The 14,368-nt window shown below is 70.8% G+C and carries 12 protein-coding genes; 4 read left to right on the top strand and 8 right to left on the bottom strand.

Annotation, left to right across the window (positions count from 1 at the left end; translation table 11 throughout):
- Nucleotides 1–26 precede the first annotated feature (26 nt).
- On the top strand, nucleotides 27–212 hold the full coding sequence (locus FGF04_RS02515) for a hypothetical protein (RefSeq protein ID WP_149509538.1): 186 nt from the start codon (nucleotides 27–29) through the stop codon (nucleotides 210–212).
- Between the two features lie 316 nt (nucleotides 213–528).
- Entirely contained in the window at nucleotides 529–1,980 is a 1,452-nt protein-coding gene (locus FGF04_RS02510) for a glycoside hydrolase family 43 protein (RefSeq protein ID WP_149509537.1), read from the top strand.
- Between the two features lie 109 nt (nucleotides 1,981–2,089).
- Here the strand turns inward: FGF04_RS02510 and FGF04_RS02505 are convergent, their stop codons facing one another.
- On the bottom strand, nucleotides 2,090–3,034 hold the full coding sequence (locus tag FGF04_RS02505) for an AraC family transcriptional regulator (RefSeq protein WP_149509536.1): 945 nt from the start codon (nucleotides 3,032–3,034) through the stop codon (nucleotides 2,090–2,092).
- Nucleotides 3,035–3,107: 73 nt separating this feature from the next.
- Here FGF04_RS02505 and FGF04_RS02500 point away from each other — a divergent pair, with 73 nt between their 5' ends.
- On the top strand, nucleotides 3,108–4,085 hold the full coding sequence (locus tag FGF04_RS02500) for an SDR family NAD(P)-dependent oxidoreductase (RefSeq protein ID WP_149509535.1): 978 nt from the start codon (nucleotides 3,108–3,110) through the stop codon (nucleotides 4,083–4,085).
- 136 nt (nucleotides 4,086–4,221) lie between these two features.
- Here FGF04_RS02500 and FGF04_RS02495 read toward each other — a convergent pair whose 3' ends face one another.
- Entirely contained in the window at nucleotides 4,222–4,830 is a 609-nt protein-coding gene (locus FGF04_RS02495; protein WP_149509534.1) for a YdcF family protein, read from the bottom strand.
- A 194-nt stretch (nucleotides 4,831–5,024) separates the two neighbouring features.
- Here FGF04_RS02495 and FGF04_RS02490 point away from each other — a divergent pair, with 194 nt between their 5' ends.
- Nucleotides 5,025–6,209, top strand: a complete 1,185-nt coding sequence (locus FGF04_RS02490) for a PP2C family protein-serine/threonine phosphatase (RefSeq protein ID WP_149509533.1) — start codon at nucleotides 5,025–5,027, stop codon at nucleotides 6,207–6,209.
- 333 nt (nucleotides 6,210–6,542) lie between these two features.
- On the opposite strand, the gene FGF04_RS02485 is transcribed toward FGF04_RS02490, so the two are convergent.
- From FGF04_RS02485 to FGF04_RS02460, 6 genes are all read right to left on the bottom strand, one after another.
- Complete coding sequence (locus tag FGF04_RS02485) at nucleotides 6,543–8,081, bottom strand: MDR family MFS transporter (protein WP_188113939.1); 1,539 nt, start codon at nucleotides 8,079–8,081, stop codon at nucleotides 6,543–6,545.
- A gap of 160 nt (nucleotides 8,082–8,241) precedes the next feature.
- Nucleotides 8,242–8,961 (bottom strand): acyl-CoA-like ligand-binding transcription factor, encoded by a 720-nt coding sequence (locus FGF04_RS02480; RefSeq protein WP_149509531.1) that lies wholly within the window; start codon nucleotides 8,959–8,961, stop codon nucleotides 8,242–8,244.
- Between the two features lie 79 nt (nucleotides 8,962–9,040).
- Nucleotides 9,041–10,513 (bottom strand): FG-GAP and VCBS repeat-containing protein, encoded by a 1,473-nt coding sequence (locus FGF04_RS02475; RefSeq protein ID WP_235882144.1) that lies wholly within the window; start codon nucleotides 10,511–10,513, stop codon nucleotides 9,041–9,043.
- Between the two features lie 149 nt (nucleotides 10,514–10,662).
- Entirely contained in the window at nucleotides 10,663–11,985 is a 1,323-nt protein-coding gene (locus FGF04_RS02470) for an FAD-dependent monooxygenase (protein WP_149509529.1), read from the bottom strand.
- Nucleotides 11,982–13,388, bottom strand: coding sequence for an MFS transporter (locus FGF04_RS02465; protein WP_149509528.1), 1,407 nt, complete (start codon nucleotides 13,386–13,388; stop codon nucleotides 11,982–11,984). Before FGF04_RS02465 ends, FGF04_RS02470 begins: the two co-directional genes overlap by 4 nt.
- Nucleotides 13,389–13,648: 260 nt before the next feature.
- On the bottom strand, nucleotides 13,649–14,368 hold a 720-nt coding region (locus tag FGF04_RS02460), incomplete at its 5' end, for an SAM-dependent methyltransferase (RefSeq protein WP_149509527.1).

Genomic DNA, 14,368 nt, shown 5'->3' with positions numbered 1-14,368 from the left:
TGCGCGCCACCGAAAGGACGAGCAGCATGCCCCACAGTGCACGCACCCGCAGGCAGCGAACGGCTTCCGCGATCGGCGTACTTGTCGCGGTGATCGGAATGACCGTGGGCGGCGGCGTGACGGCGTCGGCGGCCACCGACACAGCCAAGAAGTGTTACATCGAGGTCCTGGTCGACGGGACGTGGACCAAGTACGAGGTGCAGTGCGACTGAGTTGACGATCCTGCCGGTCGGGTCCGAGAGGGCGCGACCGGCAGGGCTCACGACCGTGCCCGTGTGCCGTCCGCCGCGCTGTTCTCGGCCATGACCTCGCCGCGGGCGATCGCGTGGGGGTGCCGGCGACCGGGCCCGCGTACGCCCTCCTGTCCCGCGTCCGTGGCGGATTGCCGGCGCGGGAGCGAACCTGCCGACACGTCAGAATCTGTCGGTCCGCCTCTTTACATCGATGTAATCGCTGTGTTGCCATGAGCAACCACCAGCTCATGTCGCACCGTCCGTCACAAGGACCTCGATACGTGGGGAGCCAGCGATGCGCGCTCGGCCCATCACTGCTTCGGCAACCGCCCTGTTCGCTCTGCTGATCGGGCTGATCTGGGCCCCGCAGGCCCCCGCCACGACATCACCGACCGCTGCCGCGGTTGCGGCAGCCTCGGGGACCTTCCGCAATCCGCTGAACACGGGGCCCGACCCGTTCATGACGTACGCGAACGGGGCCTACCACCTCACCACCACACAGGGCGGCAGCATCAAGATGTGGCGCTCCCCCTCGCTGGGAACCCTGCTCGACGCCGAACCGATCACCGTGTGGACGGACACCGACGCCTCGCGCAACCAGCACATCTGGGCAGCCGAGTTCTACCGCTTCGACAGCCGCTGGTACATGTACTACACGGCCGATGACGGGGTGGACGACCACCACCGGCTCTACGTCCTGGAGTCGGCCGGGGACGACCCGGCGGGGCCCTACCGCTTCAAGGCGAAGCTGACCCCGCCCAACCACACGAACGACTTCGCCATCGACCCCGGGATCCTGCAGCACAACGGCCGGCTGTATCTCGCCTACAGCGGCATCAACGCGTACCAGCACAACGGGCTGAACATCGCGCCGCTGTCGAACCCGTACACCGTCTCGGGCGACGCCGTCGCGCTGAACGGGGCGGGAGGCTGCCCGGAGGTCCGTGAAGGCCCCGAGTTCCTGTATCGCAACGGCCGTACCTGGATGACCTACTCGACGTGCGACACCGGGAAACCCGACTACCAGGTGTGGGAGATGTCCCTGCCGAGCGGGGCCGACCCGCTGGTGGCGAGCAACTGGACGCAGCGCAGCGGGCCCGTCTTCGCACGCAACGACGCCAGGGGTGTGTTCGGTCCCGGCCACCACGCCTTCTTCCGCTCCCCCGACGGAACGGAGGACTGGATCATCTACCACGCCAAGACCACGTCGGACCTCACCTACAGCAACCGCACGACGCGCGCCCAGAAGATCGGCTGGCGGGCCGACGGCGGCCCTGATCTCGGCATCCCGCTCGCCCTGGGCGCCACACAGAACCTGCCCTCCGGTGATCCCGGGTCCGGCAACCACTGGATCAACGACGACGGCCGCTCCAGCGGCAACGGCACGGTGACGTACCAGGGTTCGTGGAACTCGGGCACCGGCTGCGCCGCGCAGTGCTTCTGGGGCGACGACCACTGGAGCGACCGGGCCGGCAACACCGCGACGTTCACGTTCACGGGCACCAGGCTCGCGCTGCTGTCCGTGAAGGACACCGGCAACGGCATAGCGGGCATCCGTGTCGACGGGGGCGCCGAACAACGCGTCGACTTCCACGGCCCCATCCGGACCGGCGAGACGCTCCAGTACCTCAGCCCACGCCTGCCGTACGGCACGCACACCGTGCAGGTCCGGGTCACCGGGGAACGCAACTCCTCCGCAGGAGCGGCGTTCGTGAGCGTGGACCGTGCCGAGGTCTACACGGACTGACGCTCCTCCTGTGCCGCAGGTTCCGCCACTGCTCGGCGTTCGGCCGCACGCCCGACGGCGGGAGATCGCAACGCGCCGGCGACATCCGCCCGCCGCATCGCCCAGTGGTCTACGCCGTCGTCCGCAGCCGTCGCCGGTAGTGCAGGGGAGACTGTCCGACCGCGCGTTTGAACGCGGTGCTGAACGCGCTCTCCGAGCTGTAGCCGAGCTCCGCGGCGAGGGAGCCGACCCGGACGTCGGGATCGCGCAACGCCCGCTGGGCGAGAAGCATCCGCCAGCGCGACAGATAGGTCAGCGGCGGAGTGCCCGCGGTGGTACGGAACCGCTCGGCGAAGCCGGTGCGGGACATCCCGGCGGCGCGGGCCAGTTCGGACAGCCCCCAGGCATGTCCGGGCTGTTCGTGCATCAGGCGCAGCGCCGGACGAAGGTGTTCGTCGGCCAGCAGCCGGAGCCAGCCGACCGGTGTCTCCTCCTGTTCCAGATACGCGCGCACCATCTCCAGCAGGAGCAGCTGGCCGTTCTGCCGGATGGCGAAGCCCGAACCGAGCCGTCCGCCGGAGGCCTCGTCGAAGAGCCGCTCGACGATGCCGCCCAGGCGGGAGGCGGCCGATGTCGCCGCGCGCACGTGGACCAGGCCGGGCAGCGCGGTGCTCAGCAGCGCGAGGCCGGCCGGACTCACCTCGATCCCGCCGCCGACGAGCACGTCGTCGGCGGTGAGGTCGGCCTCGGCCAGAGCCATGGCGTCGAAGTCGGCCCCGGGTATCAGCTCCACCGGTGTCCCGTCGCCCCCTCCTCCGCGCATGTCGACCCAGGTGCGGTGGTTGAGCAGCGCCACGTCGCCGGGGGCCAGTTCCACAGGGCCGTCCGGGCCGCCCGGCCCGTCCACCGTGATCCGGGCCGATCCGGCGACGAGCGCGACCAGCTTGAGCGGCCGGGAGACCGCGCCCCTGGACACCCACGGTCCGCGTACCGCGAACCCGCCGGTCAGCATCCCCCGCACTTCCACCACGTCGAAGACGTCGGACAGCACGTCCGTGACCGTCAGATCAGACATGCCCGTACTCTCGCGCAGAAAATGCGGACGCACAACGATTCAGCGTCCGCGGAACGCCGCCGAGACTGGACACATGACGACACAGCAAGTTCCTCTGGGCACCCCGTTCACCGCCTCCTCCACCGCCGCCGACGTCCTCGACGGCCTCGACCTGTCCGGTCGGGAGGTGATCGTCACCGGTGGCCACGGCCGGCTCGGCCGCGAGGCCACCCGTGCCCTGTCCGCCGCGGGCGCCACGGTGACAGTGGCTTCGCGCGACCCGGACAGGGCCGCCGCGGCGGTGGACGGGCTCCCAGGGGTGCGTGTCGAGCGCCTCGACCTCACCGACCTCGCCTCGATCGGGGCTTTCGCCCGGCGGTGGCTCGACTCCGGCCGGCCACTGCACGCCCTGGTCAACAACGCGGCCGTGATGTTCATGCCCGAGCTGGTGCGTGACGCACGGGGTCACGAGCTGCAGTTCTCGACCTCGCACCTCGGCCATTTCCATCTCACCAGGACACTCCTGCCGGCCCTGCTGGCGGCAGGGGGTGCCCGAGTGGTGACGGTGACCTCGGGTGCGGCACGCTTCGGCGAGATCCGCTGGGACGACCTGGACTTCGCCACCGGGTACGACCCCGTCACGGCATACGGTCAGTCCAAGCGTGCCAATGTCCTGTTCACCGTCGAGCTGGACCGCAGGTACGCCGCTCAGGGCATCCGCGCTTTCGCCACCCATCCCGGGGTGGTCATCGGGCCGGGCCCGTTCACACCGCAGGAGGCCGCGTCGTACCGTGCGCAGGGCCTGGTCGACGACAACGGCGAAACCGTCATCGACCCGGACGCCGGCAAGAAGACCGTCGCGCAGGGGGCCGCGACCCTCGTCCTCGCCGCCGCCAGCCCGCTCCTGGACGGTCACGGCGGCGTCTATCTCAAGGACAGCGACATCGCCGTGCTCGACGACGAGCAGCGCCCGCTGACCGCACACAGCATCCCGTCGGACGCCAACTCGGCGATGCTCGACCCCGACGACGCGCGGCGGCTGTGGAAGCTGAGCGAGCAGCTGCTCTCCTGACGACCGGGTGCCGCTGAGCGTGGGCTTCGGCATCCGCCGCCGACGCGCGGCGGGGCCCGTCCGGCACGGGGGATCGCCGCCGCATGCGCCTGCCGTGGCGGCGATCATCGGATGATCGAGGTCGCACAAGCGCGCTTCAGCCCACCGTCGTCCACGGCGACACCCTCCGTTCCTCGGCGTCGAGGACGCGCAGGGTCCGCAGCCCGTACAGGGCCAGCAGCGGTTTGCGGAGCATCCACTCGCCAGGACGGTAGTCGTCGGCCCGCACCAGCCGCTGCGCGAGATCGGGGCGCTGCCGCCGCAAGTACGCGCGGGCCTTGAGCGCATGAGCCGGTTGAGAGACGATCTTGATGCGATCGACGTCCTCCAGCAGCGGGATGACGTTCGTGATGTTCTCCCATGTCGTCGTGCTCCGCTCTTCGAGGAGCACCGTGCCCTCGAAGTCGAGCACGGACTTCGCGTAAGCAGCCATCAGCTCCGCTTCCGAACTCCGGCTGCCCACAGGGCCGCCGCTGAAGATCACACGGGTGTCACGACCGTCGCCCGAGACGGAGCGAATGCCGGCACGGACCCGCCAGCGGTTGACGAAGTTCACCGACGGTTCCGGATTCCGGTAACCCAGCACGACCACGGCCTCGGACGCACCTCGGTCCCTCCCCACCAGAGCACGGGACCAACGCCAGTTCAGCCACTCCCCCCAAGCCAGAGCCGCCCCCACCACCGCTGCCGCTGTCCTACGTCGCATGCGGCGACTCTAGGGCGCCGGCCGAGCAGCGACGTACGGTCCCCACCGCTTCCACACCCGTTCGCAAGACGGCTTGCGAGCGCCTGGTGTCGGATCGGTGTGTCCTTCGCGCGTCCTGCCTACAGACGACTCAACCGGGTGAAAAGGTGCATACGGTGTTAATGTGTCTGCTGATGGGTTCGCACAGGGGTGAGATGAAAGAGTGGACGTCGCCGGACAGCCTGCTGGGGGAATTCCTCGCCGATCCGGCCCACCTCCCGCTGGACCTGGCGACGTCAGTGGCCGGCTGCGCACGCGCGCTGGGGCTGGGGGCCACCGTGGTCTACCTGGCCGACCTTCAGCAACGACAGCTGTCGGCGCTCAATGCTGTCGCTTCACCGCAACCGGTGGACGGGTCCGTCGCCGGTGACAGCTACCGGACCCAGACCATACGGCTCGACGAGGGGCCGCACGGGGTGACGCTGTGGCTCCCGTTGATCGACGGGGCGGAGCGTCTGGGCGTGATGTCCGTCCGCGCACCGGCGACGGATCCCCTCACGGAGCGCCGCGCCCGGACCCTGGCCACGGTGTGCGCCATGATGATCACGTCCAAGCGCGCCTACAAGGACACGTTCGTGCGTCACTCGCGTACGGAGTCCATGGAACTGCCCGCCGAGATGATGCGCGCGTACCTGCCGCCCCGCACGATCGGCACCCGATGCGTGGTCTCCACCGCCGTCCTTGAGCCGGCCTACGAGATCGGCGGTGACGCCTTCGACCACGCCTTGTCGGAGGACACACTGCACGCCGCCGTCCTGGACGCCACCGGGCACAATCTCGCCTCCGGTCTGACGACCGTCGTCGCGCTGGCCGCATGCCGCAATGCCCGGCGCACCGGTGCCGATCTCCTCGACCTGGCGGAAGCCGTCGACTCGGCCTTGACGATGTGGCTGCCCGACCTGTTCTGCACGGCCGTCCTGTGTCGGCTGAACCTCACCACCGGGGTGCTGCGCTGGGTCAACTGCGGCCATCCGCCGCCTCTGTTGATCCGCGATGGCCGTGTGCTGGACGGCGCTCTGGAACGCCGGGCCAACCTCCCCATGGGCTTTCCAGCCCAGCTGGTCCCCGGTCGACGGCATGCTTACGAGACGGCGTTGCAGCCTGGAGACAGGGTGCTGCTGTACACGGACGGAATCATCGAGGCGCGCACTGCCGAAGGGCAGGAGCTGGGTGTCGAGCGTTTCGCCGAATACGTCATCGATGCCGGCGCCACCGGGGAACTCGCCCCTGAGACGCTGCGCCGTCTCATCCATTCCTTCCTCGATGCCAACGACTACCGGATCAGTGACGACGCCACGATCCTCCTGTTCGAATGGCGGCCCCCGGCTCTCGGCACATGACGTGCGCCTCTGTACGGGAGACGCCGGGCAGAGCCCCACAGACCCCCGGTCAGATCGCCGTGCCGCCCTCAGTCACCCCGCGGCGCGAATGCGTCGGCGACGGCCTCGCCGGCCCGGGCGAGCGTCGCAGCCCGTGTCCCGTGTCCCCTGCTCAGCGATGAGAGCGACGGCGGTTTCGATGACGCGCCGTTCGGCCGGCTCCCGGCGCTCGGTCCGGGTGCGGCGTTCGGCTGGTTTCGGCATGGCCCCAGACCGTCAGATCACGCCGTCCGTGTCGGAGGAGCGGCCGTCCCTGCGCCGCCCCTCCGACCTCGTCATGTCAGCCCTTTGGGATCACCGTGCTGCCGACGGCTCCTTCTCCTCGGCGAGGCGCTCCATGCCGCTGGTGTCCTTGAGCGGCTTCTCCTTGATGAACAGCACCGCGACCAGCGCCAGGAGGGCGAACGGGGTGGCGACGAGGAAGAGGTCACCCGTGGCGACTCCGTAGGCGTGCTCCACGATCTCCCGCATCGGGGCCGGCAGCTTCGTCATGTCCGGAACGCTGTGGGCACCGCCCTCGGCGGAGCCGGCCGGGGTCCCTGCGTCCTGCAGGCCCTTGGTCATCTCGCTGGCGACGCGGTTGGCGAGGATCGCACCGAGCACGCTGGTCCCGATGGTGCCGCCCATGCTGCGGAAGAAGGACAGTACCGAGGTGGCGGCGCCGAGTTCGGCGGCGGGGACGTCGTTCTGGGCGGCGAGGACCAGGTTCTGCATCAGCATGCCGACGCCGACACCCATGACCGCCATGTAGAGGCTCAGCAGACCGAAGTGCGTGTCGGCGTCGATGGTGGACAGCAGGGCGAGGCCCGCGGTCATGCACACGCCGCCGATCACGAGGTAGATCTTCCAGCGGCCCGTGGCACTGATGATCTGCCCCGCGACGGTCGAGGACACCAGCAGGCCCAGGATCATGGGCAGGCTCATCAGGCCCGCGACCGTCGGGGACTTGCCGAGGGAGACCTGGAAGTACTGCGAGAGGAACACGGTGCCGCCGAACATGGCCACACCGACGAACAGGCTGGACAGCGTGGTCAGCGACACGGTGCGGTTGCGGAAGATCCCCAGCGGGATGATCGGCTCCGCGACGCGCGACTCGACGTGGAGCGCGGCGGCCAGGGCCAGGACGCCTCCCCCGGTCAGGGCCGCGGTCTGCCAGGAGGCCCAGTCGAACTCGTTGCCGGCCAGCGAGACCCAGATGAGCAGCGCGCAGACGCCCGCGACGATCAGGAAGGCGCCCAGGAAGTCGATCTGCGCCTCGCGGCGGACGGTGGGCAGTTTGAGGGTGCGCTGCAGCAGCACGATGGCCAGCAGCGCGAACGGTACGCCGATGAAGAAGCACCAGCGCCACCCCAGCCAGGAGGTGTCGACCAGGACGCCGCCGATGAGCGGTCCCGCCACGGTGCCCACGGCGAAGACCGCGCCGAATATCCCCGCGTACTTCCCCAGTCGACGGGGCGGGATGACGGCCGCCATCACGACCTGCGCCAGCGCGGTGAGGCCGCCCGCGCCGATGCCCTGGGCGACCCGGCTGAAGATCAGCAGTCCCACGTCGTGCGAGAAGCCCGCGAGCAGGGAGCCGACCACGAACATGCCGAGGGACAGCTGGAGCAGCAGCTTCTGGTCGTAGAGGTCGGCGAGCTTGCCCCACAACGGCACGGTCGCCGTCATGGCCAGCAGTTCGGCGGTGACGACCCAGGTGTAGGAGGACTGGCTCGCCCCCAGGTCGGCGATGATCCTCGGCAGTGCGTTGGCCACCACGGTGCCGGCGAGGATGGCGACGAACATGCCGGCCATCAGCCCGGACATGGCCTGCATGATCTGCCGGTGGGACATGGCGGTCGGGGACGCCTCTTCAGGCGCCGCTGGTGAAGTCACTTCATCTCTTTCACAGTTCGGAACGGGGCACCCCGCGCCCGCGGAAACCGCAGAACCCGCAGAACCTGCGGCACTCGCGGAAGGAGAGCGGCGGGGTGCCCCGAGGCAAGGAGTCCGGTCAGCGTCGACCGGGAGTGGTCGGCTCCGGCGGTTGCGGGAGTCCCGCGGCCAGCTGCTCGAAGACCTCGCGGAACACGTCGGCGAAGCGGGCCCCGTCCTGGCGGACGCACCAGTGCTCCACGGCGACCCGCCCGGCGGTGGCACCGACCGCCGCCAGCAGCCGCGGGTAGAGGTCGAGCGCACGTCGCCGCTCGTCCTCCGACGGGCCGTCCGGCCCGGTGCCGGTGTCGGTGCCGGTGCCGGTGAGCGGGGACGAGGGACCGCCGATCCGCTCGGCGACGGCTTCGGCCAGACCGATCTCGTCGGCCATGTAGGCACCGAGACTACGGGCGAGCAGAGCGGGAGTCCTGTCCAGCACCTCGGCGTACAGGCGCCACAGCTCCGTCTGCTGCTCGACCTCCTGCAACTCCTCCGCCATGGCATCGCGCAGCGCCTCAAGCGGCGACAGCGCGCGGGGGGCGTCCAGTACGGCACGCCGCACCCGGGCGCTCGATTCCGCGCCGATCAGGACGAACACGTCGTCGCGGGAGTCGAAGTAGTTGAAGAAGGTGCGCGCGGAGACCCCCGCCGCGGCGCTGATCGCGTCGACGGTGACGTTCTCCAGCCCGTGCTCGGCGGCCAGCCGTACCGCCGACTCGACGAGTGCGGCGCGGGTGGCTCGCTTCTTGCGCTCGCGCCAGCCGTCTTCCGCGGCCCTCTTCTCACTCACGTATTGCATAGTACGCAAAAATGCAGGCTCTGCAATAATCCTCCGCCAGGGCCGGGAGCAGAAGCTGCCCCCGGTGCCGTCCGGGTGGCTAGGGGATCGCCACGCCCGGGCCGTTGTCGCCGCCGAGGTCCCAGCCGTACTGGGCGTTCGCCACCGGCGTTCCGAGGTCCACGGGGTTGTGCGCGGCCGACTTCGACGCCGTCAGACCGGCCGTCGCGCCGCGCAGCAGCCACACCGCGCCGCCGTTCCGCACCGTGCCGAGGTCCTCGCCCGGGGCGCTCACGGTCAGGTCCGCCTTTCCGTCCCCGGTCACGTCGAGCAGCCGCAGCGAGGCGCCGAACACGTCGTTCTTCTCGGCGACCCCCGGCACGTCCGGGGTGTCCTGGTGGAACGCCTGCGCCCCCGTGCCGGTGAGTCCGGCGCCGCCGCCCTTGAGGAGCACCGTGGCACCGGCTTTCGCCACCGAGCCGATCGCCTCCCCGGGGACGCCCACGGCCAGGTCGGGGTATCCGTCGCCGTTCGCGTCGCCGGCGCTCAGGCGCGCGCCGAAGTGGTCGTTCTTCTCACTCGCGCCGGGCACGCCCGCGCTCTCCTGCGTGAAGGTCCGCGTACGGGTCTGGCTGGGACCGGCCGGCGAACCGTAGTAGATCTTGACGGTCCCCGGGTCGTCCACCATCTCGGTGTCGCCGCCCGGGAAGACACGCGTGGCGAGGTCGGCGTAACCGTCCCTGTCGAAGTCGGCGACGGCGGTGGCGGACGCGGAGGGCAGCCGCTGCGGGACGGTGGACAGGCCGTCCTCCGTGCCGAGCCACAGCTTGCCGCCCTCGGCGTGGTTCTCGTAGACGTAGAACGTCGCGAGGTCCTCGATGCCGTCGCCGTCGAAGTCGCCGGCCGCGGTGGAGGAGAGCGTGTTGTCGGTGCTGAACACCATCAGGTCCTGCTCGCGCGCGGGGGCGCCGCTGCGGTCGAACGGGCCGTAGAGCACGCTGCGGTAGTCGTAGTCGTCACCGTTGCCCATGAACAGGTCGACGTGTCCGTCCCCGTCGAAGTCGCCCGCGGTGATGCCGGTGCCGACCTCGGCGTTCGCGGGTGCGCCGACGCGAACGGCGTCCTGGCCGGATATGCCCGTCGTGCGGCCCCACAGGACGATCACCGATCCGCTGACGTTCTCCTCGGGGCGGTACTCGCGGGTCGTCACGGCCAGGTCGGTGAGGCCGTCGCCGTCCAGGTCGCGGGGGACCATCGCGTAGCCGAACACCGCGTTGTCGCCCGCGGCGCCCGGGACGCCCGCGGTGTCCTGGGTGACCACGGTGGTACGAGCGGTGTCGAGGCCGTTCGCCGAACCGTAGGTGACCGTGAGGTAGCCCGCCCAGGCGTGACCGCCCACCGTGGCGGCCGGCGCGCTCACGGCGACGTCCTGGTAGCCGTCGCCGTTGAAGTCCTCGCGCACGGTGGTGGCACCGCCCGCGGCGGATGCGGTGCCCGCGGCGAGCGGCACACCGAAGGTGCCGGTCAGAGCGGCGACCACCGCGGTCGATACGGCCAGTCGACGGATGCCCACGAGTCCTCCTACCAGAAGCACGCGGCACAGGAGCCGCGCGCGGGTGACCTTCGCCTGTGAGACACACGGCAACGACCGAGGGTTGTGTCCGGTGAACGGGAGATGAACCGGAACCGAGATCCACCGGATCAACTCTTTTCGGCCGAGATCTATCCCGATGGCTGGTTTGTAGTGCACGCTGTCGTCCGGGCCCCACCACATCCCCCAGGMGGGAACCCCGCCGCAGGGTCCTGCCGTCCCGTCGACGGCAGGACCCTGCGGCGGGGTTCCCACCTGGGGGGTGTGGTGGGGCCCGGTCGCGCCGCCGTGGGAGGCATGGTGACGAGACCGCGCAGCCTGGCGTTGCGCTGCTCCAGCGCCCGCGCCGTGGTGGGGAAGAGCGTGGCCGCACCGTTGTCGACGAGTGCCTGGTTCATGGCCACGAACGCGCGGAGGTCCCGCTCGTAGGCGGCGAAGGCGGCCGTGTGGTCCCGGTGCGCGGCCAGGGAGTGGGCGAGCATGTAGGCGCCGGCCAGCGCGAGGCTTGAGCCTTGTCCGGTGAGGAACGAGGGGGCGTACGCGGCGTCGCCGACGAGGGCGACCCGGCCGCTGGACCAGGAGGGCATGCGGATCTGGCCGGCGGTGTCGACGAACAGGTCCTCCGCGTCGCGCATGGCGTCCACCAGGGCAGGAATCCTCCAGCCCGCGCCCGCGAAGGTCCTGGCGACCAGGTCCCGTCGGGCGTCGGGGTCCCGGAGGGCTTCGAGCGGCGGTTGCGGCTGGTGGAAGGTCAGGAAGGCGTGCAGTTCGTCGTCGTCCCCGACCGCGTAGAGGGCCGCGGCCTTCCCCGGGGTGTTCCACATCATGAGTTCGCGGGAGAGCCCGAAGGTGTTGGGCATGGTGAAGATCGCGAAGCAGTAGCCGAGGTGGCGGTGGAACCGCGTCTCGGGGCCGAACGAGGAGGTCCGGGTCCACGAGTGCATGCCGTCGGCGCCGATCACCAGGTCGAAGGTGCGCCGTCCCCCACTGCGGAAGGTCACGTCGACCCCTGAGCCCGACTGGTCGAGGGTGTCGACGGAGTCGCCGAACAGGAACTCCACGTCGTCGCGGACCACCGCGTGGAGGGCTTCGGCCAGGTCTCCGCGGCGCACCTCAAGATCCTGTCCGCCCGCACTGCCGGTGACGGCGCGCAGATCGAGCGAGGCCACCACGCCGCCGTCGGCGTCGAGGAACGTACCGCGACGCGCGTCGATGTGCGCGTCCCGCAGGCGCGGCAGCAGGCCCATCCGCCGGACCACCTCCGTCGCGGTGCCGCGGATGTCGATCGGGTAGCCGCCGCCGCGCAGTGCGCCCGCCTTCTCCACGACGGTGACCGCGCACCCGGACCGGGCCAGCCAGTACGCGAGCGCGGGTCCGGAGATGCTGGCCCCGGAGATCAGGACTGTGCGCTTCGCGACACCGCTCACGGCGGTCGACGGACGAGTGGGGGTCATGCTCGGGCCTCCTTCTTGGTGACACGGACGACGAGCAGCGACGAGGCGGCGACGAGACCGGCGACGACGAACCCCGTGACGAACGCCGATTCGCTCGTCGCCCCCGTCGCCGGATCGGCCCCGGCGTCGAGGATCGCGGCGCCGGCCTGGGCCCCCAGCGCGACCCCGATCACCCGCGTCACCACGAGCAGGCCGGTGGCGATGCCGGTCTCCTCGGTCCCGACGGCGGTGGCGGTGCGGGCGAGCAGCGCCGTGGTGGCGACGCCCGCCGCGAACGCGGTCAGCACCTTCGCGAGGACGAGGTGCCACTGCGCGGTGTGCAGCGACGCCAGGGCGAGCGTCGTGGCCGCCATGACGACGGCGCCCACGACGACGACGGCACGCGGGCCGAAGCGTCGCGCCGCGATCCCCCCGACCGAATCGCTCGCCGCCCCGGCGACGGCGCCGGGCAGCAGGAACAGTCCGATGTCGGTGGCGCCGGCCCCGAAGCCGTACGTGTCGGCCGGCGCCGCGAACAGCTGCGGGAGCAGGAGGAGCACCATCCCGGAGCTGATGGTGACGAGGAAGGTGAAGACGAACGCGGGCCCCGTCGCGGGCCTGGTCAGCAGGCGCAGATCGACCATCGGTGCGGCCGACCTGCGCTCGACGACGACCCATCCGGTGGCGAGGGCGGCCACGGCCACCGCGAGGGCACCGACCGCGAAGGGCGGCAGGCCGCCGTCCCTCGTCACCGTCACGAGGCCGAGCATGAACGCGAGCAACGTGGCGCTCAGCAGGACCGCGCCGGGCCAGTCGATCCCTTTGTCCGACCGAATCGGCGGATCGTGCGGCATGAGCCGCGTCACGGCCAGTGTCGCAGCGATGATCACAACCGTCGGCAGGGCGAACATCCAGTGCCAGGACAGTCCTTCCGCGACCGGCCCGGCGAACAGCGTCCCCACCATGCCGCCGCCGGTGAACAGCGCGACGACCAGTCCGATCGCCACCTGTGACTCCGCCGCCGACAGGTGCTTGCGCACCAGGATGAAGGAGAGGGGAAGTGCGCCCACCATGGCGCCCTGCAGTACCTGACCGAGCAGCAGGACCGGCAGGTTCGGCGCCAGGGCGGCCAGGAGGCCACCGGCCGACACCACGGTCATCAGCCACATCAGCACCCGCTTGCCGCCGTGGCGGTCGCCGAGTTTGCCCGCGACGGGTGTGACGACCGCACCGGTGACGAGCAGTGTGTTGCCGATCAGCGCGCCTTCGCCGGAGCTGACCCCCAACTCGCTCTGAAGTAAGGGCAATGCGGGCTCCACCACGGACTGCAGGGCGCCGAGGGCGAGTGCCAGGACGCCGAGGGCGCCGATCGACGCTCTCCCCATGCGGACCGGAGACACGACGGCTTCGTACGCGGACGTCATGTGCGTCACCTGTTGATCACTCCAGATCGTGGGACCGGGGACGGGACGAGGGAAATGCGTGAGGTCCACGCGTCTCCCACCCTTCCTTCCGGCCCCCTCGCCCGGCATCGTGCGAGGCCGCCGTCCTGCCCTGGTGCGCACGGACCAGCCGCTCACGTCTCCTGGTGCCTGCGGACCAGCCCGTGGTGCTTCCGCGTCCGGACCGGTCGGCCCCGGCTGGCCCCGGTCGGTCCCGGCCGACTCCGGTCGGCACCGGTCGGTCAGGGGATCCTTGCGACGCCCACGTGGAAGCCGCTGCGTTCCGGCGTCGGCGCCGGGCCCTCCCGGTACCACTCGGTGGCGGACACCAGCCCCGGGGCGACGAGTTCCAGTCCCTCGAAGAAGGGCTCGACCTCACCGCGGGTACGCAACCGGAGCGGGATCGCGCCCTTCTCGTACGCGGACTCGATGCTCCTCCCCCGCTCCGGGTGCTGGTCGGCCGTCCCGTGCGAGAGCACCAGGAAGCTGCCCGCGGGGAGGGCTCCCACGAGCGAGCGCACGACGGCGTAGGGGTCCTCGTCGTCGGGCAGGAAGTGCAGGACCGCGAGCAGGGACAGGGCGACGGGACGGTCGAGGTCCAGTACCGCGGCGGCGCGTTCCAGAAGGGCCTCCGGCCGGCGCACATCCGCGTCGAGGAAGGCGGTGGCGCCCTCCGGGGTACCGGTCAACAGCGCCTGGGCGTGCGGCAGGACGCTCGGGTCGTTGTCCGCGTAGACGACCCGAGCGTCGGGCCTGACGGCCTGCACGATCTGATGCAGGTTGGGCTCGGTGGGGATGCCGGTGCCGATGTCGAGGAACTGCGCCATGCCGTTCCTCGCCAGCCAGGCGGTGGCGCGGTGCATGAACGCCCGGTTCCGGGCCGCGTTGCCCCGCGTCTCCCCTGGCAGCGCCTCGCCGACCTTCCGGTCGACGGGGTGGTTGCTGCTGCCGCCCAGCAGCCA

Origin of the sequence: Streptomyces apricus, from assembly GCF_008369065.1 — a bacterium.
Taxonomy (GTDB): Bacteria; Actinomycetota; Actinomycetes; order Streptomycetales; family Streptomycetaceae; genus Streptomyces; species Streptomyces apricus.
Note: the sequence above shows the minus strand (reverse complement) of the source record. Positions and strands in the feature narration are given on the sequence as shown.

Bases quoted from the DNA above. Each gene is read 5' to 3' on its own strand.
- FGF04_RS02515 (WP_149509538.1), top strand. From the start codon at position 27: ATGCCCCACAGTGCACGCACCCGCAGGCAGCGAACGGCTTCCGCGATC.
- FGF04_RS02510 (WP_149509537.1), top strand. From the start codon at position 529: ATGCGCGCTCGGCCCATCACTGCTTCGGCAACCGCCCTGTTCGCTCTG.
- FGF04_RS02505 (WP_149509536.1), bottom strand. From the start codon at position 3,034: ATGTCTGATCTGACGGTCACGGACGTGCTGTCCGACGTCTTCGACGTG.
- FGF04_RS02500 (WP_149509535.1), top strand. From the start codon at position 3,108: ATGACGACACAGCAAGTTCCTCTGGGCACCCCGTTCACCGCCTCCTCC.
- FGF04_RS02495 (WP_149509534.1), bottom strand. From the start codon at position 4,830: ATGCGACGTAGGACAGCGGCAGCGGTGGTGGGGGCGGCTCTGGCTTGG.
- FGF04_RS02490 (WP_149509533.1), top strand. From the start codon at position 5,025: ATGAAAGAGTGGACGTCGCCGGACAGCCTGCTGGGGGAATTCCTCGCC.
- FGF04_RS02485 (WP_188113939.1), bottom strand. From the start codon at position 8,081: ATGTCCCACCGGCAGATCATGCAGGCCATGTCCGGGCTGATGGCCGGC.
- FGF04_RS02480 (WP_149509531.1), bottom strand. From the start codon at position 8,961: ATGCAATACGTGAGTGAGAAGAGGGCCGCGGAAGACGGCTGGCGCGAG.
- FGF04_RS02465 (WP_149509528.1), bottom strand. From the start codon at position 13,388: ATGACGTCCGCGTACGAAGCCGTCGTGTCTCCGGTCCGCATGGGGAGA.